The 23,647-nt window shown below is 71.1% G+C and carries 10 protein-coding genes and 1 pseudogene; 7 read left to right on the plus strand and 4 right to left on the minus strand.

Annotation, left to right across the window (positions count from 1 at the left end):
• Window positions 1-20 precede the first annotated feature (20 nt).
• The gene (eccCa, locus tag KBX00_RS25605; RefSeq protein ID WP_210830614.1) at window positions 21-3,983 is read right to left on the minus strand and encodes a type VII secretion protein EccCa; all 3,963 of its coding nucleotides are present in this window, start codon (window positions 3,981-3,983) and stop codon (window positions 21-23) included.
• A gap of 129 nt (window positions 3,984-4,112) precedes the next feature.
• Between eccCa and eccD the strand changes: the two genes are divergently transcribed.
• Window positions 4,113-5,501 (plus strand): type VII secretion integral membrane protein EccD, encoded by a 1,389-nt coding sequence (eccD, locus tag KBX00_RS25610; RefSeq protein WP_210830615.1) that lies wholly within the window; start codon window positions 4,113-4,115, stop codon window positions 5,499-5,501.
• An 8-nt stretch (window positions 5,502-5,509) separates the two neighbouring features.
• Here eccD and KBX00_RS25615 read toward each other — a convergent pair whose 3' ends face one another.
• Window positions 5,510-6,247 carry an SUKH-3 domain-containing protein gene (locus KBX00_RS25615; RefSeq protein ID WP_210830616.1) on the minus strand — a complete coding sequence of 246 codons (738 nt, stop codon included), beginning with the start codon at window positions 6,245-6,247 and terminating at the stop codon, window positions 5,510-5,512.
• 63 nt (window positions 6,248-6,310) lie between these two features.
• Entirely contained in the window at window positions 6,311-7,057 is a 747-nt protein-coding gene (locus tag KBX00_RS25620) for an SUKH-3 domain-containing protein (protein ID WP_210830617.1), read from the minus strand.
• A gap of 140 nt (window positions 7,058-7,197) precedes the next feature.
• Between KBX00_RS25620 and eccB the strand changes: the two genes are divergently transcribed.
• The 3 genes from eccB (at window position 7,198) to KBX00_RS25635 (ending at window position 9,416) form a co-directional block, all read left to right on the plus strand.
• Window positions 7,198-8,625: a type VII secretion protein EccB gene (eccB, locus tag KBX00_RS25625; RefSeq protein ID WP_210830618.1), complete on the plus strand. Its 1,428-nt coding sequence runs from the start codon at window positions 7,198-7,200 to the stop codon at window positions 8,623-8,625.
• A gap of 156 nt (window positions 8,626-8,781) precedes the next feature.
• Window positions 8,782-9,111, plus strand: coding sequence for a WXG100 family type VII secretion target (locus tag KBX00_RS25630; RefSeq protein WP_164449591.1), 330 nt, complete (start codon window positions 8,782-8,784; stop codon window positions 9,109-9,111).
• A 14-nt stretch (window positions 9,112-9,125) separates the two neighbouring features.
• On the plus strand, window positions 9,126-9,416 hold the full coding sequence (locus tag KBX00_RS25635) for a WXG100 family type VII secretion target (protein WP_210830619.1): 291 nt from the start codon (window positions 9,126-9,128) through the stop codon (window positions 9,414-9,416).
• A 101-nt stretch (window positions 9,417-9,517) separates the two neighbouring features.
• Here the strand turns inward: KBX00_RS25635 and mycP are convergent, their stop codons facing one another.
• Window positions 9,518-10,816 (minus strand): type VII secretion-associated serine protease mycosin, encoded by a 1,299-nt coding sequence (mycP, locus tag KBX00_RS25640; protein WP_301548610.1) that lies wholly within the window; start codon window positions 10,814-10,816, stop codon window positions 9,518-9,520.
• A gap of 151 nt (window positions 10,817-10,967) precedes the next feature.
• Between mycP and KBX00_RS25645 the strand changes: the two genes are divergently transcribed.
• The 3 genes and pseudogenes from KBX00_RS25645 to KBX00_RS29890 form a co-directional block, all read left to right on the plus strand.
• Window positions 10,968-11,360 carry a YbaB/EbfC family nucleoid-associated protein gene (locus KBX00_RS25645; RefSeq protein ID WP_210830620.1) on the plus strand — a complete coding sequence of 131 codons (393 nt, stop codon included), beginning with the start codon at window positions 10,968-10,970 and terminating at the stop codon, window positions 11,358-11,360.
• Window positions 11,357-11,698, plus strand: coding sequence for a hypothetical protein (locus tag KBX00_RS25650; RefSeq protein WP_210830621.1), 342 nt, complete (start codon window positions 11,357-11,359; stop codon window positions 11,696-11,698). The genes KBX00_RS25645 and KBX00_RS25650 overlap by 4 nt, the downstream gene beginning before the upstream one ends.
• Window positions 11,699-13,672: 1,974 nt before the next feature.
• Window positions 13,673-23,158: pseudogene (locus KBX00_RS29890) on the plus strand (toxin glutamine deamidase domain-containing protein); the annotation flags it as partial.
• Between the last annotated feature and the right edge of the window lie 489 nt (window positions 23,159-23,647).

Raw genomic sequence — 23,647 nt, forward strand, 5'->3', positions numbered from 1 at the left:
CGGGCAACCCCGTACCGGGCTCAGGAGCGCGGCGGAAGGTGCACCAGCTGCACCAACCGGGTACCGCCGCGCCGGGACACCAGCCAACCCCGGCCCGGTGGCAACGGCCCCGGCCGCACGGTGCCGAGCAGCACCCCCTCGTCCCGGTTGCCGGACATCACGATGCCGGGCGTGCTGATCTCCCGGAGCCGCATCAGCACCGGCTCGTAGAGCGCCCGACTGGCGCCGCCGGTACGCCGGGCGATGACCACGTGCAGGCCGATGTCCCGAGCCTGGGGCAGGAACTCCAGCAGCGGCGTCAACGGGTTACTCCCAGCGCCCGCCACCAGGTCGTAGTCGTCGACAAGCACGTACAGGTCGGGACCCTTCCACCAGTCGCGGGCCCGCAACCGCTCGGCGTTGATGTCCGGCGGTGGTAGCCGGTCGCGCATCACCGTGGCGACCTCGCTGATGATGCCCTCGGTGACCTGGGCGGTCGAGCCGTACCCGATCAGGTGCGGCGTGTCGATGTCGCCGAGCAAGCTGCGCCGGTAGTCGACGATGACCAGCCGCGCCTCGGTCAGCTCGTTGCGGTCGACGATGGTCTGCGCCAGCGCCCGCAGGAAGGTGCTCTTGCCCGACTCGCCGTCACCGAACAGGATGAAGTGCGGGTCGGCGGCGAAGTCCACGTGCACCGGCTGAAGGTCCACCTCGGCGATACCGATCGGGATCCCCGGGCGGCCCGTGTTCGGCAGGCTGCCGTACGGCACCACCGGCGGCAGCAACCGGATCGGCGGTGCGCCCGGCCCCTGCCAGGCGGCGGCCAGATCGGTGACCAGCTTCCGCGCCCCCTCGGGCAGACTCTCCGCCTCCTGCGCGCTGTCCGCGCGGGGCAGCGCCGCCAGGAACTGCTGTCCGTCCGGCGTGATGCCCCGGCCCGGTGACTTCTCCGGCACGTTCATCGCCGCCCGCCGGTCCAGGTTGGAGTCGCTGGCGTCGGCCAACCGCAACTCCAGCCGGGTGCCGAAGACGTCCCGGACGGCCGGCCGCAGGTCCATCCAGCGGCTCGCGGTCACGATCAGATGGATGCCGAAGGACAGCCCCCGGTTGGCGATGTCATTGATCGTCGGTTCCAGGTCCTCGAACTCCGTGCGCAGCGTGGCCCAACCGTCGATGACCAGGAAGACGTCGCCGAAGGGGTCGTCGTCGTGCTGGCCGTGCCGCCGGGCCCGCCGGTACTCGCCCATCGAGTCCACCCCGCGCTCGGCGAACCGCCGCTCCCGCTCGCCCATCAGCAGCTGCAGCTCGGCGACGGTACGCCGGACCAGGCCGGCGTCGAGGCGGGTCGCCACCGAGCCGACGTGTGGCAGGTCGCGCAGCGACGACAGCGCGCTGCTGCCCAGATCGAGGCAGTAGACCTGGGTCTCGCGTGGTGTGTGGGTCAGCGCCAGGGCGGTGACGACCGTTCGGAGCAGGGTGCTCTTGCCACTCTGCGGGCCGCCGACGATCACCGCGTGGCCGGCCGAACCGGCCAGGTCGAACCAGAGCACGTCGCGGCGCTGATCGAACGGCTTGTCGACGATGCCGACCGCGACCTGCAGCTCGCCGAGCAGGCCAGCGTGCGCGACGGTGATGCCCCGGGCGGGATCGGCGGTCATCGGCGGCAGCAACTGGTCCAACGTCGGCGGCTCGGCCAGCGGGGGTAGCCACACCTGGTGCGCGGGCTTGCCTCGGCCGGCGAGGCGGCCGACCAGGATGTCCAGCACACTCTCGCCGACCCCGTCGGCCGGCTCCGGCGCGATCTCCTCCTTCGGCGCACGGCTCACCGGCGGGGCGACGTAGGCGGTGGTGTACTCGCGTACCCGGTCCTCGCCGTCGCCGGCCGCCACCGCCGCCGCGGTCTTGCTCCGATAGACGCCGGAGACGTACGCGGCCTTGAACCGGACCAGCGGCTCGGTGCCGAACCGTAGGTAGCCGTGCCCCGGTGACCGGGGCAGCTCGTACGCGTCGGTGGCCCCCAGCACCACCCGGGACTCCATCGCCGAGAAGGTCCGCAGGCCGATGCGGTACGACAGGTGCGTGTCGAGCCCTCGCAGCCGCCCCTCCTCCAGGCGCTGGCTCGCCAGCAGCAGGTGTACGCCGAGCGACCGACCGACCCGGCCGATCTGCACGAACATGTCGATGAAGTCCGGCTTGGCGGTCAGCAGTTCGGAGAACTCGTCACAGATGATGAGCAGGCTCGGCAGCGGCGACAGCGGTGCGCCCGCCGCCCGGGCCTTCTCGTAGTCACGCTGCGAGGCGTAGTTGCCCGCCGCGCGCAGCAGTTCCTGCCGTCGGACCAACTCGCCGTTTATGGAGTCGGTCATCCGGTCCACCAACGGCAACTCGTCGGCCAGGTTGGTGATCACCGCGCTGGTGTGGGGCAGGCCGTCCAACCGGGTGAAGGTGGCACCACCCTTGAAGTCGACAAGCACGAAATTGAGGCTCTCCGAGGAGTGGGTGGCCGCGAGTGCCAGCACCAGGGTGCGCAACAACTCCGACTTGCCGGAACCGGTCGCACCGATGAGCAACCCGTGCGGTCCCATGCCGTCCTGTGCCGACTCCTTGAGGTCCAGCTCCACCGGCCCGCCGTCGGCGCCCACCCCGATCGGCACCCGCAGCTTGTCGCGATTGGGGCGCGGCTGCCACGCCCGATCCACGTCGAACTCGTACGGATCGCCGAGGTCGAGCAGCTCGGCCAGGCCCAGCTCGGTGGTGAGCGGAGTGTCGCCGCCTCCCCGGGAGGCGGCGGAGAGGCGCAGCGGAGCGAGTTGCATGGCCAACGCCTCAAGCTCGGCCACCCGGCAGTCGTCGGCCCGGCCGATCTCGGCCTGGCCATCCACGGTGATGCTGTGCAACCGGCGGTCCGCCGCCACCTCCAGCACCAGCCGCGCCCGGTCGAGCAGGCGAGGCGCCGGAGTGGACAGGTCGAGCAGGGTGACTCCCTCCACCCCGCCCTCGGTCATCAGGTGATCGGAACCTGCGGTGTCGCCACCGTCGATCACCACCAGCACATGCGGCCCGGCGACCTGGGGCGTACCGCCACTGGCGTTGAACCGGGGCCGACTGGCCAACACGTCGTCGAGCATCGCCTCCAGGCCGGTGACCGAGGGTGCCACCAGGCGCAACTGGCCGAGCGCGTCGGTGCGGGACGGGTGCAGGGCGTGTGGCAGCCACTTCGTCCACTCCCAGGCGGCCCGCCGGTCCGGCGCTACGCAGATCGCGACGAGCATGTCGTCGGGCGCGTGGAACGCGGTGGCCTGCGCGAGCACCGCCCGGACCATGCCCCGGCCGGCCTCGGTGTCGCCGCGCAGGTGCACCCGGGCGAACCCGTTCAGCGCCATGGTCACCGGCAGGTCGGGCACCTCGCCGTAGCTGGTGAGAAACCGCCGCAGCGCGAGCGCACACATCGGTTCCAACTTCTCCAGCGACGTGGCCGGCGGCGGCACCAGCGGAGTCGCCAGCTCCTGTGGCCCCAGACCGATCCGTACGGTGGCGAAATCCACGTCGCCACGCCGCCGCTCCCACAACCGGGGCCCCAGCGGCAGGGACCAGAGAACGTCCGGGTCGGGATGCCGGTAGAAGGCGGCCTCCCGCTGCCTGCGGATCGTCTTGAGCACCCGACGCCGCTGACGGGACAGATGCGTCATGTACTCGCGGCGCTTCTGCAGCATCTCCTGCTTGCCCGGGCCGCCGGAGTTGTTCGTCAACTGCGACCCGAGCATCCCGATCGCGGAGAGTCCGAACAGGCCACCGGTGACGTAGCCGAGGGTCGACCCGCCCCGGCCGGCGAACATCAGGGCCATCGCGAACGAGCCGGCGAGCATCGGCAGCAGCATCAGCATCTGCCCCCACGCCTTGCCGCTCGGCGCGGGCACCTCGGGCGGCGCGTCCAGCAGCACCTCGCCGGAGGGGTACTCCGGTTCCGGCTGGCGGGCAGGTCGCTTGACGACCACCGTGCTCACGTGACAGACCTCCGTCGCCTCGGTGCGCCGCGGTGAACCGCCCCCGCGTCACCGGCACATGGTAGGTAGCCTTTGCCCGTCAGGACAGCCGCGGGCCGTCGGCCCGCTCCTCGTACCGAGGGGTCGATAGTGGTCACCCAGGCCGGAACCGGACTCGCGCGCATCGCCGTGGTCGCCCCCAACCGTCGGTTGGACCTCGCCCTGCCCGAGCACCTGCCGCTCGTCGGGTTGCTGCCCGCGGTGCTCCGACAGGCCGACGAGGAGCCATCGGACGGCACCAGCCACGGAGGCTGGATGCTGCGACGCACCGACGGCAGCCCGGTCGACCTGGCCCGTACGCTCGCCGCGCAGAACGTCCGGGACGGCGAGACGCTGCACCTGGTGCCACGCCGCACCGAGTGGCCGGAGCTGGCGTACGACGACCTGATGGAGGCCGTCGCCGACGGTGCCCGACGGCGCGGGGTGGCCTGGAGCCCGTTCGCGACCCGGCTCACCGGCCTGATCGTGGCCGGCGTGCTGCTGCTGCTCGGCCTGGTCGTGATCGTGACGTCCGAGGAGCCCGGCTGGCTCGGCGGTGCGGTGGCCCTCGGCGCGGCCGGTCTGCTGCTGGTCTGCGGGATCGTGCTGTCCCGGGCGATGGCCGACTCCCTAGCCGGTGCGGTCGTCGCCGCCGCCGGCCTGCCCTACGCCTTCGTCGGCGGTGTGCTGGTGATCGGCACCGGCGAGTCGGTCTGGGCGTTGGGCGCCCCGCACGTGCTGCTCGGCTCCGCTGTGCTGCTGCTCTCCGGGCTGCTCGGTCTGCTCGGAGTCGGCGATGCGACGAGGGTCTTCGTGGCCGCGGTCTTCGTCGGCTTCTGGGGCATGGTCGGCGGGCTGATCGCGCTCGGCTCGATGGACGCCGCACAGGGCAGCGCGATCGTGGTGGGTGCGGTGGCGTTGCTGCTGCCGGCCATGCCGCTGCTCTCCGTGCGGCTCGGGAAGATGCCGATGCCGGCGTTGCCGCGTACCGCCGCAGACCTGCTGCGCGACGAGCCGCAGCCCAGGCGGGAAGTGATCTACCAGGCCACCGCCCGGGCCGACGAGGTCTTCACCGGCATGGTCTTCGGGGCGTTCGTCATCACCATCGGCGGCCTGATCGTGCTCACCGCGACCGGCACTCTCTCCGCACTGCTGCTCGCCGGCATCATCTCGCTGGGCTACCTGCTGCGCGCCCGACTGGTGTCGACGGTTCGACACCGGGTGCCGATGCTGGCCGTCGGCCTGGTGGGTCTGGGCCTGCTGCCCCTGATCGGTGCGGCCGACGCGTCGACGGGAGCGCGGGTGCTGGCCGTGCTGCCGGTGGCCCTGGTCGCGGCCGGACTGTCGGCCGCCGCCGGGCTCGCCTACAGCCGGCGTGCGCCGTCGCCCCGGCTGGCCCGGCTCGGCGACATCTTCGACATCCTCCTCCAACTGGCGGTGGTTCCGGTCGCGTGCAGCGTGCTCGGCCTGTACGCCTTCATGCGCGCCATCAACGGCTGACGTCTCCGTCACCAGTCGCGATCGTGGGCCTCGGCCATGGGCCCGCCGCGGATCAGTTTGACGATTGCGGAGTCGAGGTCTGGACCGACGTAAAAGTCATCGGCCCAGTGCAGCATGAACACGCGCCCCTGCGCGTCGGCCACCAGTTCGGACGGTCCGTCCTCGTTGTTGCCGATCGGATAGACGGGGTTGTCGAACTCCTCGGCGAAGGCCCGGGCCGCCACCGTTACCACCCCGCCTTCCGTTGGGTGGATGTAGCTGGTAAAGCCGCCGCCCGGGCGGCCACTTCGGCCGAATTGAGGCAGCTGCAGGCCGCCGAATTCGACAAGGGCGGCGCGGACGACCGGCGGGCATTCCAGCCCAGCCAGTTCGTCGGCGAAGCGGACCATCCAGTGATCGACCGCTGCTCTGAACTTGCGGCCGGGAAACCAGCCGGCTTGCTCCAGTACGTGCCGCACGTCGGGCGGGAAGCGTCCCTCGGCGGCTCGGCGCTGCGTGTACCGCTCGGCGATCGTCTGCCACGGCAGCGAGGACCACTGGGAGACCTCGCCGGTCTCCCGGTCGATGACCAGGCGGGGGTACCCGGTGGACGGAGGCGGCAGCGGCGGACCGTCGGTCACGGCGGCTACGGGTTCTACCAGGCAGGCGACATATCCGAGATCGAACTCGAACAGGGTCACATCGAATGTCGTCTGCTCGTTGGCCCAGTCGCGGGCGATCGCCAGGACCTCGTCACGGCTGATCATCGGACTCCTCGGGCTGCCCTGTCCCTCGACGACGGCCAAGGGCAATCTGCGGCCAGGTCGGGCTTACCAGTCACGGTCGCTGGCCTCGGACATCTCGGTACCTCGGATCAGGTTGACGATGGCGGTGTCGATGTCCGGGCCGACGAAGAAATCGTCGGCCCAGTGCAGCATGAAGACCCGTCCCTGTGCGTCGGCGACCAGTTCGGACGGCCCGTCCTCGTTGTTGCCGATCGGATAGACCGGGTTATCGAACTCTACGGCGAAGGCCCGCGCCTTGTCCGTGACGATTCCGCCCACGGTTGGAAAGAGATAGCTGGTGAAGCCACCTTCCGGTTCACCGGGTCTGTCGAGCTGCGGCAGCTCCAGGCCGCCGAACTCGATTAGTGCTGCCCGGACGATCGGCGGGCATTCCAATCCAGCCAGTTCGTCAGCGAAACTGACCATCCAGTGGTTCACTCCGGCGCTGAAGTCACGACCGGGAAACCAGCCGGCCCGGTCCAGCACCCGTCGCACGTCGGGGGGAAAGCGTCCTTCGGCTGCCCGGTAGAGTGCGTACTCTTCGGCCACCATTGGTGCGGAGAGCGACGCCCATTGGGATACCTCACCGGTTTCGCGGTCAACGACCGCTCGCGGATACCCCGTCGACGGAGGCGGTATGGGCACGCCGTCAACGACGCCCGTTTCCGGGAGAACGCGCCAGACGACGTAACCGAGGTCGAACTCGTACAGGTCCACTTCGGGGGCGGGGCCTGGCCTGCCCGCGCGGGCCCATTCGCGGGCGATGGCCAGGGCCTCGTCGCGGCTGATCATCGAAGGACTCCTCGGGCTGCCGTCGTCGGTTCCGCCGGCCGACGCCGGATGCGGGCACCGGGCGGCTCGACGCCGTGCCTATGGTAGGCACCGCGGTCCGGCGCTCGTGACCGTGCCGGCGTACGCCAGGGGAGGCTGCCATGCCGTCGCGGCGGGACCAGGTCCAGTCGTACCAGTTCTTCGTTCAGCGGATGACCTCCGCGCTGGTGGCGCGCGAGCCCGATCCGGAGGCGGCACCGTTCCGCCGGCTGGGCGGTGCCGGCTTCGCCAGCGTCATGGTGGCCGTGCTCTGTCTGGCCGCGGTGGGGGTGTACGGCCTGTTGCGGCCCGGCGGCGCGACCAAGTGGAAGGAGGGCGGTGCGGTCATCCTGGAAAAGGAGACCGGCACCCGCTACCTGTACCGGGAGGGCCGGCTGCACCCGGTGCTCAATTACGCCTCTGCCCTGCTGGCCATGGAGACGGCGGCGCCGACCGTCTCGGTCTCCCGGAATTCGCTTGTCGGCACCCCACGTGGCCCACGCATCGGCATCCCGTTCGCCCCGGACGCGCTGCCCCCGGCCGGCCGCATCCTGGACGGGCCCTGGACCCTCTGCACCCAACCGGCCCGTGACGCGGCCGGCGGGATCGTCGCCACTACCGTGCTCACCGTGGGCCGGGCACCCAGCGGTGGGCGGGAGCCGGGAGACAGCGCGCTGCTGGTCCGCGACCGCAAGACGGACCGGCTGCACCTGGTCTGGCACGACCACCGGTACGAGATCCGCAGCGAGAAGGTAGTGCTTGAGGGCCTGACCATGAGCGCCGAGCCGGTGGTGGAGGTGGGCGGTGCGTGGCTGAACGCGCTGCCCGCCGGCGAGCCGATCGCGCCTCGACGGGTGGCCGACCGGGGAGCAACCTCGACCGCCTTGCCGGACGCCCGGGTCGGTGAGGTCTTCGTGGTGGAGAGCCAGGGCGGCAGCCGCCAGTACTACCTCGCCGAGCGGGCGCGGTTGGTGCCGATCACCCCACTCCAGGCGGATGTGGTGCTGGCCGACGCGGAGACCCAGCTGGCGTACCCGGGAGAGGCGAGGCCCTACCCGATCGAACTGGCTGCCGGTACCGCCGCAGCGGCGCCCAAGGCGGGCGCACCGGCTCAGGGCCGGCACCGCGCGCCGGAGCAGCGGCCGGAGATCGCCCGGTTGGCCGGAGACCAGCCGGCGATCTGCGCGGCCTACCAACCGGGCGCGGACGAGCCGACGCTGCTCCTGGACGCGCAGGTTCAACCGGTGCGAGAGCCGGTACGCACCGGTGAGCAGACCGGTGACGGCATCCCACTCGCCGATCGGGTCGTCATCGAGCCGGGTCACGGCGTCCTGGTTGCCGCGGTCTCCTCCCCTGACCAGGAGACGGGCACCCTGAACCTGGTCACCGACCTGGGGCACCGCTACCCGCTCGCTTCCGAGGGGGTGCCCGCCATCCTCGGCTACTCGGAGGTGCAGCCGGTACGGCTGCCCGCCAGCCTGGTGGTCCGACTGCCCGCAGGTCCGGTACTCGATCCCACGACGGCGAAACTCGCGCTCGACCCGGAGTGACCTGACCAGCCACAATGGAAATGCGGAACGAGTCACGGTCTAGCGCGGGCTGGACACGACCCGTTACCGTTCGTACGACGATGGTGCGCGAGCACCGACTGACCGGACGCCCCGACGGGTCGGGGCGATCAACTGAGGACGGGGGTGACTTCCGCCATGTCGATGAATACCGACACCGGCTTGATGCTGAAGACCGAGGGTGACGTCGATGCAGTCGCCGATCGGCTCACCAGCAATCTCAACTCGCTGATGGACCAGCTCGCGCCGCTGTACGACCAGTGGAGGGGTGCGGGTGCCGGTTCCTTCCAGCAGGTGCGTGAGCGGTTCGACCAGGACATGGCCCGCCTCAACGTCGCGCTGCGGGCGATCGCCGAAGCGGTTGGGTCGGCCGGTAAGGACTACGACGTCAGTGACGAGGAGATCCGGGCCGACATGGACAGTGCGGGTGCCACCGCCGGCCAGATCACCGCGGCGCTGAAGCTCTGACGGGGGAGAGACTCATGACGGAGATTCGGTACAACTTCGCCGGGTTGAACGCCGCGGCGGACAGTTGCAATGGAGCGGTCCGGAACCTGACCGGAGAACTGGACGGGCTCAAGTCCGGCATCGCGCCGCTGCTGGCGACCTGGGACGGTGACGCCCGCGAGGCGTACTTCCAGCGGCAGAACGAGTGGGAGTCGGCCGCCAACGACCTTCGTGACCTGCTCAGTCGGATCGAGAAGGCGCTGCGCGAGTCGGCCGGAAAGATGCAGGCCCGCGAGGCAGCCAACCGCGCGAAGTTCGGCGGCTGAGAACCGACACCGCAGCACGTGATGGCCCGGCCCGCGCCGGGCCATCAGCCTTCGCGCGGGCAGCAGCGGCGACCGTCGGATGACGAGCGCCGTCGCCGCGGTCAACCGCGCGGCATCGAGTTCGGTACCCGGAAGAAAAGTTCCTCCGGCTCGTCGATCTCGGCCTCCGCCGGGGTAGCGGCCGATGGGCGGGTGGGCCGCCACCGCGTGCGACGGCCGCGCGGCAGCAGTGCGGCCAGCACCGCGACTCCGACCGCAACCGTGGCCAGCGCGAGGCCGATCCAGAGCGCCAGCCGACCGAACAGCGCCCAGCGCTCCGCGCGGGCCTGCGCTGCCGCGTCGTACGGCACGTCGGGCAGCGGAGGCTGAGCCACCGGCTCCCCGGTGGTGAGCCGTTCGGTGACCGCTCGGTACGGGTTGACCACCCCGCTGCCGTAACCGCGTGCGGCGTCACCCCGGGCCGGGTCGGCGGTGGCAAGTATCCGCCGGGCGACCTCCCGGGCCGACAGGTTCGGCTCCGCCGCGCGGATCAGCGCGGCGGTCGCACTCACCATCGGGGCGGCGAAGCTGGTCCCGTCGTAGGTGTTGTGCCCAACCAGCCGGGTGGCGGCCACCACCGCACCGCCTGGTGCGGCGATGTCCACGTACGGCCCGATCTGGGATTGCCGGATTCGCGCACCGTACTGGTCGATGGCGCCCACACCGATCACGCCGTCGTAGGCCGCCGGGTAGGGCAGCGGATCCGGGCGGGCTCCGTCCTGATGCTGGTTACCGGCGGCGGCGACCAGCACGACGTCCTTCTCCAGCGCGTAGCGCACGGCCTGTTCCACGTCCGGGTCCGGCTGGTACAGCGTCACCGACAAGTTGATGACGTCGGCACCGTCGTCGACGGCGCGTCGGATGGCCTGCGCGAAGACGGCCCCGGTGACGGTGTCGCCGCCCGCGCCCGGGCCCTCGTTGGCGTTGCGTTCACTGACCCGGATCGGCACGATCGTCACATCCGGCGCCAGACCGTGGAAGCCGACCCCGTCCTGCTGGCGGGCGGCGATGATGCTGGCCACGGCGGTGCCGTGAGACACGCAGTCCACATCGCCACCTGGGGTGCCGCGCAGGGCGTCGAAGCCGGTGGCCACCCGCCCGGCCAGCTGGGGGTGGCTGCTGTCGGTGCCGGAGTCGACGACCGCGACCCGCACGCCCGCACCGGTGCTGAACGGCCACACCCGCTGCGGGGCGAGCCAGCGCTGATGCCAGGGCGTCTCGGTGTTGACCTCTCCCGGATCGCTCGGATTATCGCAAATCGCCGGTGCGGCAGCCGCCGGGCTCGCCACGGGAATCGTCAGCGTCGTAGCCAACAGCATGCTCACCAGTGCGAACGTCGTCACAGGACGGTTCCGGAACATGTCTGCACGCCTCCCGTCAACCGGTCCCGCTGCATCCTAGCGGTGGGCGGCATCCAGACCGGGCATCCCGATGTCGTGCCCATTCAGTATGGTCGAGTTGTCACGCCCCGGCGTGGGCGGCGGATGGGACCTGCGCGGGGAGGAACACGCCATGGACGTACAGGCGCTGCGCGCCCGTGCCGACGAGTTGATGGCGCAGTTCGAGCGGATGCGTTCCGGCGTCGGCGACCTGCAGCAACAGCTCAAGGCGGTAAAGGCCACCGTTACCTCCGAAGACGGCCTGGTCACCGTCACGGTCGGTCCCCGTGGCCAGGTGACGAAGGTCGAGTTCGACCCACGCATCTACCGCCGGCCCAACTCGAAGGAGCTCTCCGCGACGGTCACCGAGACCATCCGGCGGGCGACCGAGCAGGCCATGTCCGAGGTCGAGAAGCTGGTTCGACCGTTCGTGCCGGACAGCCAGTTCCAGGCATACATCGACCATGATCTCGACGGCATCTTCCGTCAGCTGGACAGCGAACTGCCCGGGGAGGAGAGGCGATGAGTGAGCTACGCGAGACCTTCGTCAAGCCCGACGCCGCGCTGGAGGGTGCCAACGAACTCGGTGCGGCCGGCGCTCGGCTCGCCATGACCTGGCGAAACCTCGCCGCGACCATCGAGACGCTCAACGGCGACCGGCCCTGGGGTGACGACGAGCCGGGCAACGAGTTCAACAAGACCTACCTCGGCGGTGACGATCAGCCGGCGCAGCAGGTCCTCGACCTCGCTGCGGATCTGGTGCCGCTGGTCGAGGTGCTCGGGCCGACCGTCAAGGGCGCGGTCGAGGGCACCGTCGACACCGACGACATGGTGAAGACGCTCTTCGGCGGCGACGACAAGTAGCAGCCCACCCGCTACGGGTCGACATCGGACAGAGGGGCTATCGGGGTGGCGATACCCAATCCCAGGAACACGCTGGGCGAGTACGCGTGGGTCTGGGACGCCATTGCTTGGGTGAGCGCCGGGGAGGCGTGGCCGAGCGGCGACGAGGATCGCATGCGGGAGTTGGCCGACGCGTGGCAGGCGCTGGCCGACACGGTGAGCGAGACGCTCGGCCAGGCCGACCCGGCGGTCATGAAGATCCTGCAGAGCTGGGGCGGCGGTGCCGGCGAGGCGTTCGGCGGGTTGTGGAACCAGATCGGCGTGGACCCGAACACCGGTCTGCCGCTGATCCAGGAGATCTCGGCAGCGTACGCCGCTGGCTGCGACCAGGCCGCTCTGGAGATCGAGTACGCGAAGCTGACCGTGCTGATCGCGGTCATCATCACCGTCATCGCGGTCTTCGTCGCGCTCCTGATGGCCTGGCTGGGCGGGGTGTCCGCCGGTGCCATCCCGGGCATCCTGGCCGGCGGTCGGCAGGCGGTGACGATCGCCTTCCGGCGGTTGATCGCCCAGATGGGTCGGCAACTACTGACCCGGGCGGGAATGCGGGCTGCGCTGCGACTGGCCGGCACGCGGATCGGCCAGGCGGTCACCAGCCAGGGCTTCCGGCAGGGTCTCAACCGCCTCGGCCGTGAGTTGCTGGAGGAGATCGGCGAGGAACTGATCATCGACGTCGGTGCCCAGGCGTACCAGATGCACACCGGCACCCGGCGACAGTGGGACGGCAACCGGACCCTCACCGCCGGCGTGGGTGGCGCCTACGGCGCGGTGCTGGGCACCGGCATGAGCTGGGCCGGCCGGCGGGCGGCACCCCGCATGCCGTTCTCGTTCAGTCCGTCGCAGCTCTCCTTCCGGGGCAGCGGCCTGGTGCGGTGGGGCAGCACGAGTCTCGGCTCCGGTGTCCAGAACGCCATCATCTCGCCGGCAGCCAGCGTGCTCGCCAATGGCACGGTCAACGGACAGTGGGCCATGCCGGGAGCTGAAGCCTTTCTGGGCGGCTTCACCAGTGGTGCCGGCCGCACCGGCGCGACCCTCGCCGGTGGCGCCACCGGCAATCTGATGGCGCGGGGCACGAACGCGATCCTCGGCAGGCCGGGGATCGACGTCACGCCGAATGTCGGTCCTGCCGGGGGGACCGACCCCGGCCTCGGCGTCGGCGGGGCGAACGGCCTCGGCGACCTCGGCGGAGGCGCCAACGGCGCCGGTGCCGGCTCGACCGGGGGCGGCGCCACGTCGGGTGCCGGTGCGACCGGTGGCGGCACGAGCTCGGCCTCGAATGGCGGCTCGGCTGCCTCCGGCGGTGACGCTGCGGCGGGCGTCGGTGGATCAGGTTCGGACGGTGCTGGCAGCTCCAGCGGTGCGGGCGGCACCTCCGATGCCGGGACGACCGACACTGGCAGCGGCGCGGTCCAGAGCGGCGCCGGTACGGTGCCCGAGAGCGGAGCGGGCTCGATCAGCCTCGTGCCTCCCTCGACGGATGGTTCGGTGGCACCGACGACCGATGGTTCCGCTGCTCCGGCGGTGGATGGCGGGGCAACGACCGGAGACATGGCCACGGCCGTCAATCCGTCGCACGTCGACGGCTCCACCGGCATCCCGGTGGCCGTCCCCGCCGACGTGGCGGCCACTGCTCCGGACGGCACTCCGGCCGTCAGTGACGGCGGTACCACCGCCAACGACCAGAGTGGCGCGCCGGATGGCCGAAGCGCGCCGGTAACCGAATCACCCGGCACGGATCGGACCAGCACCGGTACGAACACCGACACCGAGGCCAGCGGGCGGACGACGAGCGAAGCGACGGTGCAGACCGACGGCGGGCTGGTCACTGCCCCACCGTCGGAGGTGACCGCCGCCCCGGCTGGCGACGGCTCGACCGGGTCCGGCCGGACGACGACCGGCAGCCCGGTGTCTGAAGGCCCCTCCTCCACCGGGGACATGCCGCCCACCGTGCTACCGGGTACGGCGACCGCAGGCCCGGTGACGGCACCCTCCGCTCCGGCGGTAGGGGCACCTCCTGCCACGGTCACGCCAACGGGCCCGACCGCCGCGACGAACCCGGCGTCCCCCACTGGCGCACCTGCCGCGGCCGGCCCGCAGGTGGCGAATACCCCCAACAGCGCGACGCCGGCCACGAGCGGTACCCAGACCACGGGCACCCAGCAGCCCTCCGGCAACACCGCCACGCAACCGACCCCCGGCCGGGGTACGCCGGTCGGACCGACCGTCAACCCGACAGCGGCGAACTCGGCAGGCTCGATCTCCCTCGCGCCCGCTACGGGCCCGACCACGGCGAACCCCGCACAGCCCACCGCACCCACTCAGCAGGTCGGGCCAACCCAACAGCCGGGTACGCCGGCCCAACAGGCCACTCCGGCTCAACCGACACAGGCGAGGCCGGACACGCCGACACCCGTGCCGGCTGACCGGCTCACCCCGACGGTGCCGGCACAGACGGCGGGCATCGAGCCGGCGACACCGTCCCTGGATACAGCTCCGACTCCCGAAACGGACCCGAACTCCGAACGCACCGATCCGGCCCGGCAGAGCACCGACGGACCAGTCGTGATCCCGGTGCCCACCAGCAGCGGCACTGTCCAGAGCGGGCCGACGAACCCCGGCCCCGAGACCGCGACGGGTCCGGTCGACCCGCAGACCCTCAGGCGGTCGGAGGGACCGACCGGACGCGGTACTCACAGCTGGCAGCTGGATCCGACGTCGGTGGACGGCGACCCTAACGGCCCCGAAGCGGAGCAGGCCCTGATCGAGGCGTCACGGACGCTGGCCGAAACCGTCCGCAGAGAGGTCAAGGCGGGGACGATATCCAAGGCTAAGCAGCCCGGCATGGCCGGTGCGCTGCTGATGCCCGACGGCACCATCACGACGCACACCAGCATGACCGCCGACAAGAGCACCAACCCGGCGACCCAACCCACCGTGCACCCGCTTGTCCAGGCGGCGCTTGACCGGGCTGCGGCGAAGCTTGGTACACGTAAGGGCGGCGGACATGGTAAGTGCGCCGAGGTCGCCCTGGTCTCCGATCAGCTCTACCTGCTTGAACAGCAATGGCGGAGTGCAGGGGAGCCAGGGACCTTCGAGCAGTATGCGCTGGACGCTCTCCGAGGCGCCAAGATCGTGACACATCAGATCGCCACTGCCCGGTCTGGCGGCATCACGTATGAGCTTGGCCGTTACCGACCGCCGTGCGGATCGTGTGCGCATGTCCTGCCAGAGCTCAATGTCGACCCGATTACCGACCCGGATCGTGACGTTGCTGTCTACCAGCCGTCCGTACCCGGGGTGGTTGGCAACGGTCGTCCGCTGAGCGATAGCCGCCCATACGGCCAGCCGGAGGGCCTGCTGCCGCCGGACCAAGCCGACCAGGATGCGCTCGATGCGGCCATGCCTCGAGACCCAGCCACAGGACGACCTGCCGTCCACCCGGATCCACGTGTCGGCTCGTGGGCTGGGCTGCTCAATGATGGCGGGCCGACCGTCCCGGGACGTAGCACGAACTGCGCCGATGTCGGGCTGTCCGTCCTGTCGGCCTGGTACGGCCGTCCCGACGTGGCGGCGCCGACGGTCCCGTCAGCCGAGGTGGAGCGGGGCAGCACGGCCCGGCAGGAGCAGGCGTTGGGGTCCAGCTTCGGCCATCAAGGCAGCGGTGCTCAGGCCTTAGAAGCGGTCGCTGAAGCTCTCCGAGCGGCTGGGCCCGGTGCTGCGGCAATCATCATCGGACGCTCGATGGACGCTAGTGGCCAGGCGCACACGTGGAATGCGGTGAACCACGACGGCACGGTCATCTGGGTAGACGGCCAGCGTCGAAACATCTCCGATACCGCCCCACTCTACGCCGGTGAGGTCGACGGCGTCTGGTCGATCGTGCTGGATGCCGAGGGCGATCCGGTCAGCCAGACCAGACCCGAAGCCAGCAGACCGGCGCCGGTGCCGCCGGACTCGACCGCGGACCTGCCGGCCGGAGGTCGGGATCAGAACGGCTCCCCGACCGGGCGGCCCGGCGCAGCCGCCGACCCGACCAGCCCGGACGTGACGCCGAGCGACCCGAGCACACCGGACGCCACGCCGGTTGACCCGAAGACCTCGGACCCGACGCCGGGCAGTCTGGACGCCGGAGCAGATCCCGACCCGATCCGCGAGGGCGATCCAGATCCGGACGCCGATCCGGACGCCGATCCGGACGCCGCTCCGGCTGCCTGGCCGGACATGCAGGGCTGGCCGATGTCGGACACGCGCCAGTTCGGGCCGGAACAGTTGGCGCCGCTGGAGGATGCGCAGTACCAGGACGATGTCGCGGACAGCCTGCGGACCCCGGAGGGGTACGAGGTCTTCGCCGACCCCGCCACCCACCCGTACGGTCAACTCATCAATGATGGCGGGCCGGATCAGCCCGGCCGGGCAAACAACTGTGTCGACAATGTCCTCGCGGCGTTGGCCAGCTTCTACGGCGACCCGCAGGTCTCGTACCCGCGCTGGCCGGATCGGCTCGACAACGGGACCGTCGACACGACGCTCGGCGAGTTGGACGGCTTCGGTCGGATCGAGAGTTGGATCGGCGGCGAGTGGACCGGCGACAACGACGCCCTCCCGGGCGCGCCGGCCGAGCGGTCGGCCGCCCTGGCCGACCAGTATGAGCAGCTCTACCAGCGTGTCCTCGACGCCGGTCCGGGCGCGGCGGCGGTCGTCGCCGTCGACTGGATCCAGCTCGACGAGAACACCGGAGATCCGCTGCTGGACGCCGAGGGCAACACGCAGCCAGCCGGTGAGCACGTCTTCCTGCTCGTCTATCCGGAGGGCGCAGACGGGCCGGTGTGGTGGGATCCGCAGTTCGGCAGCACCACCACCGATCCGCTGCCCGGCGACTATGTTGGACTGACGCACAACCTGTGGTCGATGGAGGTGCAGCCCACCCATGCCGATGAGCAGGGAGGAAGCCCGGCAACTGATGACCAGGCTGCTGGGGACGGACAACCCGGTGGCGGTGTTCCCGTTCGAGTTCGGCTGGGCGGCCCAGGAGACACTCTCCCCACAGCAGCGGACGCAGGGCCGGCAACTGGGCCAGGGGGTCTTCATCATCGACCAGACGGGGGTGGTGACCGTGCATCCCAGCCTGCCGCCCCCGCTGATCATGAAACGGTACGCGGCGGCCCGCCGGAAGGGCCGGATCACCGGCCGGCAGGTCTGGCCGGCCCCGAGTCCGACGGACTGAGCGATCCCGGCACCGCACCGGATGCCGATCCCGCCGCAAGCCCCTATCTGGACGGGCTGCCGGACACCGACCAGGCCGCCCTGCTCGATGCCCTGTCCGAGGCGCGGACCGAAGCCGATCAGATCCTGGCCGACCTGCACAGCGTCAACGCCGAGGTGAACGCGCAGCTTGGACTCACCGGCGCGGACGCGCTCAGCACGCTCGGCGAACAGCACCGCGTCAAGGGCGCCGAGTCCCTGGCCCGTAAGTACCGCACCGAGCTGGAGCCCCTCGGATACGACATCGGTACGGCGCTGGACTCCGTGAACGACGTGGTGCGGTTCTCGGTGCGTGGGCCGGAGTCCGAGGCGTACGGGCCGGCGGTGGATGCGCTGCTGACCTCGCTGGAGGCTCAGGGATACCAGATCACCGACCTGAAGAACTTCTGGCATCCGGGAAACCGGTTCTTCGGCCTGAACTGCACACTGACGGCACCGTCGGGGCGTACCTTCGAGCTGCAGTTCCCGACCGACACCAGCTACCACGTCGGCAAACAGACCCATGACCAGTACGAGGTGATGCGGGACTCGGCGCAGTCGCCGGCGGCCCGCGTACACGCGTTCCTCGACATCCTGGCGGTCAACAAGGCCAACGGCATCGCGGCGAGCATGCCGGGCGGCATGGACAGTGCCCGGTTCGACACGCCGAAGGACACCAGCTTCGCGAAGTGGATGGCGTCGCCCCGGCAGGCGAGCATCCGTCAGTCGTACCTCGACTGGCTCGGTCAGCAGGGCCTGGCGTTCGCCGACGTGCTCGCCGCGCGAGGATTGGCCCTGTCCGACCTGCCGGGTCTGGACCCTGACCTGATGGGGGGCGCGCATGGCACCGCTGACGTTCGGCTACTTCCTCCTGCGGAGACCGGAGGATCCGGACGGCCCGCCGGTGAACCTGATCGCGGAGGCGGACAGCGCCGGGCCGACCCAGGCGGTGATCTGGGACCGACCGAAGCGAGCGTGGACGTTCCGCCCGGACGTGGCGGCGGCGATCCTGTGGGCGAATCCGGAACGCCACGAGATCCAGCAGGTCGACCGGGCGACGGCCGAGCGCCAGGTGGCGCACTTCGCGACGGTGCCGTTGCCGACGGAGGACGAGCTGACGGAGATCTGCCGCTCGGCGGTCTGACCGCAGACCCCACAGGTGCTCCGGCTCGCCAAGGCGAGCCGAGCCAGGCCAGCCCGGGTTCGCCGGACGCGGCCGGAACCTCGTCGGCGGTGCCGCTCGACACCGACCACGGATTGGCGCAGACCCGGCGGCTCGGGCCGGGCGAGCTGGCGCCGTTGGAGGATCCTGGCTACCAGTGGGATGTCGAGCAGAGCCTGCGTACACCGGACGGGTACCTCCTGTTCGCCGATCCGTCCACCCACCCGTACGGTCAGCTGGTCAACGACGGCGGCCCAGGCCAGCCAGGTCGCGCCAACAACTGCATGGACTCCGCGCTCTCGGCGTTGTCGAGCTTCTTCGGAGACCCCCGGGTGTCCTTCCCCCGCTGGCTGGACGTCCGGCCGGACGGTTCGATCGAGACGGTGACCGGCGAGGCGAGTGGGCTCGACCGGGCCGAGGAGTGGCTCGGCGTCGAGTGGTCCGGCGGGTCGGAGGGGCTGCCGACGACCCCGGCCGAGCACGCGGCGGCGGTCGCCGAGCAGTACGCGCAGCTTCATCAGCGTGTCGCGGCGGCCGGTCCGGGTTCGGCGGCCCTCGTCGTGGCCGAATGGGTCAGGACGGATCCCGGCAGCGGTGAAGTCGTCCTCGACCGGGGGCACGTGCAGGTTCAGGATTCGCACGCCTTCGTCCTGGTCTATCCGGAGGGCGCAGAGGGGCCGGTCTGGTGGGATCCGCAACGAGGGACGACGTGGCCGCAGCCCCCGGCCGCGTACCTGGCACAGACGTATGCGCTGTGGTCGATGGAGACCATGGCGGAAAGGGTTACCGATGACGGAGGACGAGGCGCTGACGCTGATCAGGCGCCTGCTGGGCACGGCGAACGAGATCGAGCTGCACCCGTTCGAGTTCGGCTGGCTGGCGAAGGAACAGCTGTCACCACAGGAACGGGCGGAGGGCAGGCAACTGGGCCACGGGAGCTACATCATCGACCGGACGGGAGTGATCACAGTCCAGATGAGTCTGCCGGTACCGCTGCTGATCACGGAATACACGCAGGCCCGCCGGGAGGGCCGGATGACGGGTCGACAGGTCTGGCCGGCGGAGGAACAGACGGCCTGACGCCGCCGGTCGAAACGGCCGGGGTGGCTGGGCCATCAGGCATCGATCCGCCGCCGCCGGTCGACTCCGGGCCGGCAGCCGACCCGGACGGCCCCGACCTGCGGCAGGCAGCAGCCGGTACGACCTTCGGCGGCGCGCTGCTCGACGCCGACCTCGGGCGCACCACGATCGCCGTCGAGACGGCCCTGACCGCAGGGCCACTACCCGACGGGGCGAGTGCCGACCCCACCACCGCCACAGTCACCCTGACCACCCTCGACGGCCCCTATCCGGTACGCGTCGAGCTGATTCCGGCCGCAGCTGACGCGGCGGTCGCCCCGGTGGCCGCCATCGGCTACACCACCGACGGGGCCGTCGTGCAGGTGTCGACGAGCGCCCACCCGGACCACGTCCGGCGGGCGGTGGCGGCGGCGCTCGCCGAAGTGGACGCGATCGCCCAGCAACGGGCCGAGGGGCTGCGGTTCGACGCGACCACCGCACTCGCCGAGGGTGCCCGGCCGGAGGGTGACGGCACCCGCGTGCTGACCGCACGTGACATCGGCCACCTCGCCGAGCTGCGGGTGGTGCTCGCCGACAGCGCCACCATCGCCGATCCGGCAACCGCCGGCCAACTACGCGCCGAGGCGCTGAGTCTGCTCGTCGCCTCCGGTCTCCTCGAACAGGAACCGGCGCACGTCGTGCACGGGCTCGGCAGCAACACGCCGGTCGTCGGGCCGGAAGCGGCCCGCGCCCGCCTCGACCTGATCCACCATCACCTCGGTCCGCTCGCCACCGAGGTGGAGAACCTGATCGGGCTCGCGCGAAGCGACGGGCAGCAGCTCGTGGCGGACATCCGGGCGGCTCAGTCGGCGATCCGCGCCGAGGCGCGTTCCTGGGCGCAGCAGGCCACCGAACTGCGCAACCAGGCCGATCTCGCGTTGACCGCCAGGGTGGACGCCACCCTCGGGGTGGCGCCCGACCACGTCTTCGACCGGCTCGTCATCGGCGGTGGCTGGGCCGCGACCGCTGACTTCGTCACCATGGGTGCCGCGGCGGACCCCGGCCACGGCCTGCCACCGGTGCTCTGCATCTCACAGGGGCACGACCCGTGGGCGGAACGCCAGGCGCTGCTGATGGGGCAGGTTCCGTCGGAGCTGGAACTTCCCGGCCTGCCGTTCCAGCCGGCCGACCTCGCCGAGGCGGGCGCCCAGTTCACCCCCTCCGACGTCTTCGCCGACGCGGTGGGCGCGGCGCGCGCGCTCTCCGGCATGCCGACCTACCAGGGCACCGCCACCTCGATCACTCCTCGACCGGCCGACGCCACGGGCTGGCCCGACGGCGCCAACTTCCGACTCACCGTCAACGGCCGGGACATCTACACCAGCTCCGTCGACATCGTCAGCGGGCCGGGACCGTCCCGGGTACCCAGCGTCCCGACAAACGCCACCGGCACCTACGTCGACCCGACCACCGGCTACCGCGTCGACCGCTCGGGCAGCACGCCGCTGTTCCAGGACCCGGACGGCAACCCGATCGCACCGGAGAGCGTGCCGGCGCCCGTACGAGCCGTTCTCGGTGGTCCGGGCACCAACCGGGGCGATCTGCCGTTGCTCGCGGATCTGACCGGGCGACCGACCGATCCGCTGGTGGTCGACCCGACCTCCGGGTACGCCGTGGACGTCACGACCGGCCAGGTTGTCGACCCCGACGGCACGCCGCTGGACGCCGGTGCCGTGCCGGCCGAGGTCGGTGCCCGGCTGGGCTTCGCTCCGGACGGATCCTTCAGTGATCCTCGACCGGCCGCGCCACCTGTCGACTTCGGTGGGCAGAACCTCGCCGACGCGTACCGCCCCGGTGACCGGGTACTCGTCTTCGGCGCGGGTGCCTCCGGCGCGTGGGACATCGAGCAGGCCGCGGCGTCGCCCGCCGCGAGCGTCGACTGGTCGGCCCGCGCGATGGACCCACCGCCCGATCAGCTCACCGGTGACCCGGACCAGGACGCCGAGGCGCGCCTGCGGTACAGCTTCGGCGGCGGGTACAACCGGCGGAACACACTGCCCGACGTCGGTGCCTACGCCGACACCGTGCAGAGCCAGGTCGACCGATCGCTCCGGGAGATCGTCAGCCTCCGGCACACCGTCGACGGCCGCTTCCTGGTGGAGTTCACCGACGGCAGCCGACAGGCGTACGACCGGGTGGTGCTCTCGATCGGCCAGGCGGCCGAGTTCCCCGGGGGTGTCGCCAACCTGGTCAGCGGGCTCGGCCTGGCGCCATTGGACGGACCGGTGGCCGTTCCGGACACCGAGACCGATCTGCTGGGCCTTCAGGACGCCTCGGGGCGGCTCCGCGTCCTGGGCGCGGCCAGTGTCGCCCCGGGTGTGGTGGCCGAGACGTCCGCCCCGTCGGAGGTACGTGCCCTCCTGACCGCCCAGGCCAATGCGTTGCCCGACGACTCCCGGGGTATCGCGCCCAGCATCCGGTTCCATGCGCAACGGATCGCCGAGGCCAACCGACCCGCACCGCCGACCGCACCGGGTGACGGTCAGACCGTACCCGGTGCCCCGTCCGGGCCGGACGACCTAGACGTCGTGGTACCTCGGGGGCCCCTCCCAGGCCCAGCGGACGTCGAGCCAGGGCAGCGGTCCGTACCGGTCGATCAGACGTTGCCCGAGAGCGGGCACGTCGACGCCGACCGGTCTGCCGTCGATGTCCTGGCCGACGCCGTACGGCAGGATCTCGACCCGGTTGCGGTCGAACTGGACGTAGCGCAGGTGGGGGAGGTTGCGGCTGGCGGCCAGCGCCTCGGCACCGGCGGCGCCGATGTCGCAGCGGGACAGACCGAGCCAACGCAGCCGGCCCAGAAAGCCGGATCCAGCGAGGTGCCGCACACCGGCGTCGCCGATGGGGTTTCCGCCCAGGTCCAGTCCGACCAGCTGTCCCAGCAGGGGCGACGCGGCGATGTCGGCGACGCGTCCGGAAACGTCGGTAAGCACCAGGTGCCGGACGGGAACGTCCCGCCAGACCTCGATTCCGTGGTCGAGGAAGGCGTCGGCACGCATGGTCACCGACTCGACGAATCCGCGCCGCAGCCGCCAGTCGTCGACCAGCCGCTCGACGGGACGGGCGAGCCGTGGTCCGATCCTCCGCCGGAGCAGCAGACGTCGGGGGGTACTCCCGCCGTCGAGGTCGAGGCGGATCAGCTCGGCGTGCTCGGGGTCGGTGGTCTCGATGGCGTCGGCGTAGCGTCGCCGCAGGTCGAGGTCGTCGGGGTCGGCGAGGATGGCGGCGTAGAGGTCGGCGGTCATGGCCATGACGGCAGCGTATCGACGGACGGCGCGAACACCGCCCCTCGTGGCCCGTCGTTGCCGGAGAGCCGACGGTTCGGGCCGGGTGAACTGGCTCCGCTTGAGGATCCACGTTTCCAGGACGATCTCGCGGCGAGCCTCGCCACCGGGCAGGGGTACGCGGTCTTCGCGGACCCGTCGACCCATCCGTACGGGCTGCTGGTCAACGACGGCGGACCAGAACAGCCCGGTCGCGGCAACAACTGCCTCGACTCGTCGCTGGCGGCGCTGGCCAGCTTCCACGGCGAGCCGCAGGTGTCCGTACCGCGCTGGGCGGACCGCTTCGCCGACGGCTCGATCGACCGCGTCACGGGTGAGCGGGGCGGACTGGAGCGCGCCGAGGCGTGGATCGGCGGGGAATGGATCGGTGGTTCCGGCAGCCTGCCGACGGACCTGTCCGCTCGTACGGACGCGGTCACCGCCCAGTACGCGGACCTCTACCGGCAGGTGGCGGACGCCGGCCCCGGGGCGTCGGCGCTGGTGGTGGCCGACTGGCTGTTGCTCGACGCGGCCGGGAATGTGGTGCTCGACGAGGCTGGCCGACCTGAGGTCGACAGTTCCCACGCCTTCGTGATCGTCTTTCCGGCGGACGCTGACGCGCCGGTGTGGTGGGATCCGCAGACCGGCACGACGTCGGTGGAGATGCCCGCCGCCGATGTGCGGGAAACCCACGCACTCTGGGCGATGATGGTGCCTGACGGAGAGGGGCGAGTTGACCGAGGACGAGGCGCTGACGCTGATCAGCCGACTGCTGCGAACCGGGAATCCGATCGTGTTACGGGAGTTCGAGTTCGGCTGGCTGGCCCGGGAGAGACTGTCGGAGCAGGAGCGGGCCTCGGGGATGCACGTGGGCCAGGGCAGCTACATCATCGACCGCTCGGGAGTGGTCACCGCGCACACCAGCCTGCCGCCACGTCGGGTGATGGAGGAGTACGCGCAGGCGCGCCGCGAGGGCAGGATCAAGGGTCGCCAGGTGTGGCCCGAGGCGGACCCGACAGCCTGACCCGGACCGACGGCTCGATTCCGTCGGACGATCCGACCGGGGACACCGGACCTACCGGTCCCGGTGGCCCTCCGGGACCGGGCACCGACCCCGCGACCGCC

Origin of the sequence: Micromonospora sp. C95 (assembly GCF_018070465.1) — a bacterium.
In the GTDB taxonomy this organism is placed as follows: domain Bacteria; phylum Actinomycetota; class Actinomycetes; order Mycobacteriales; family Micromonosporaceae; genus Micromonospora.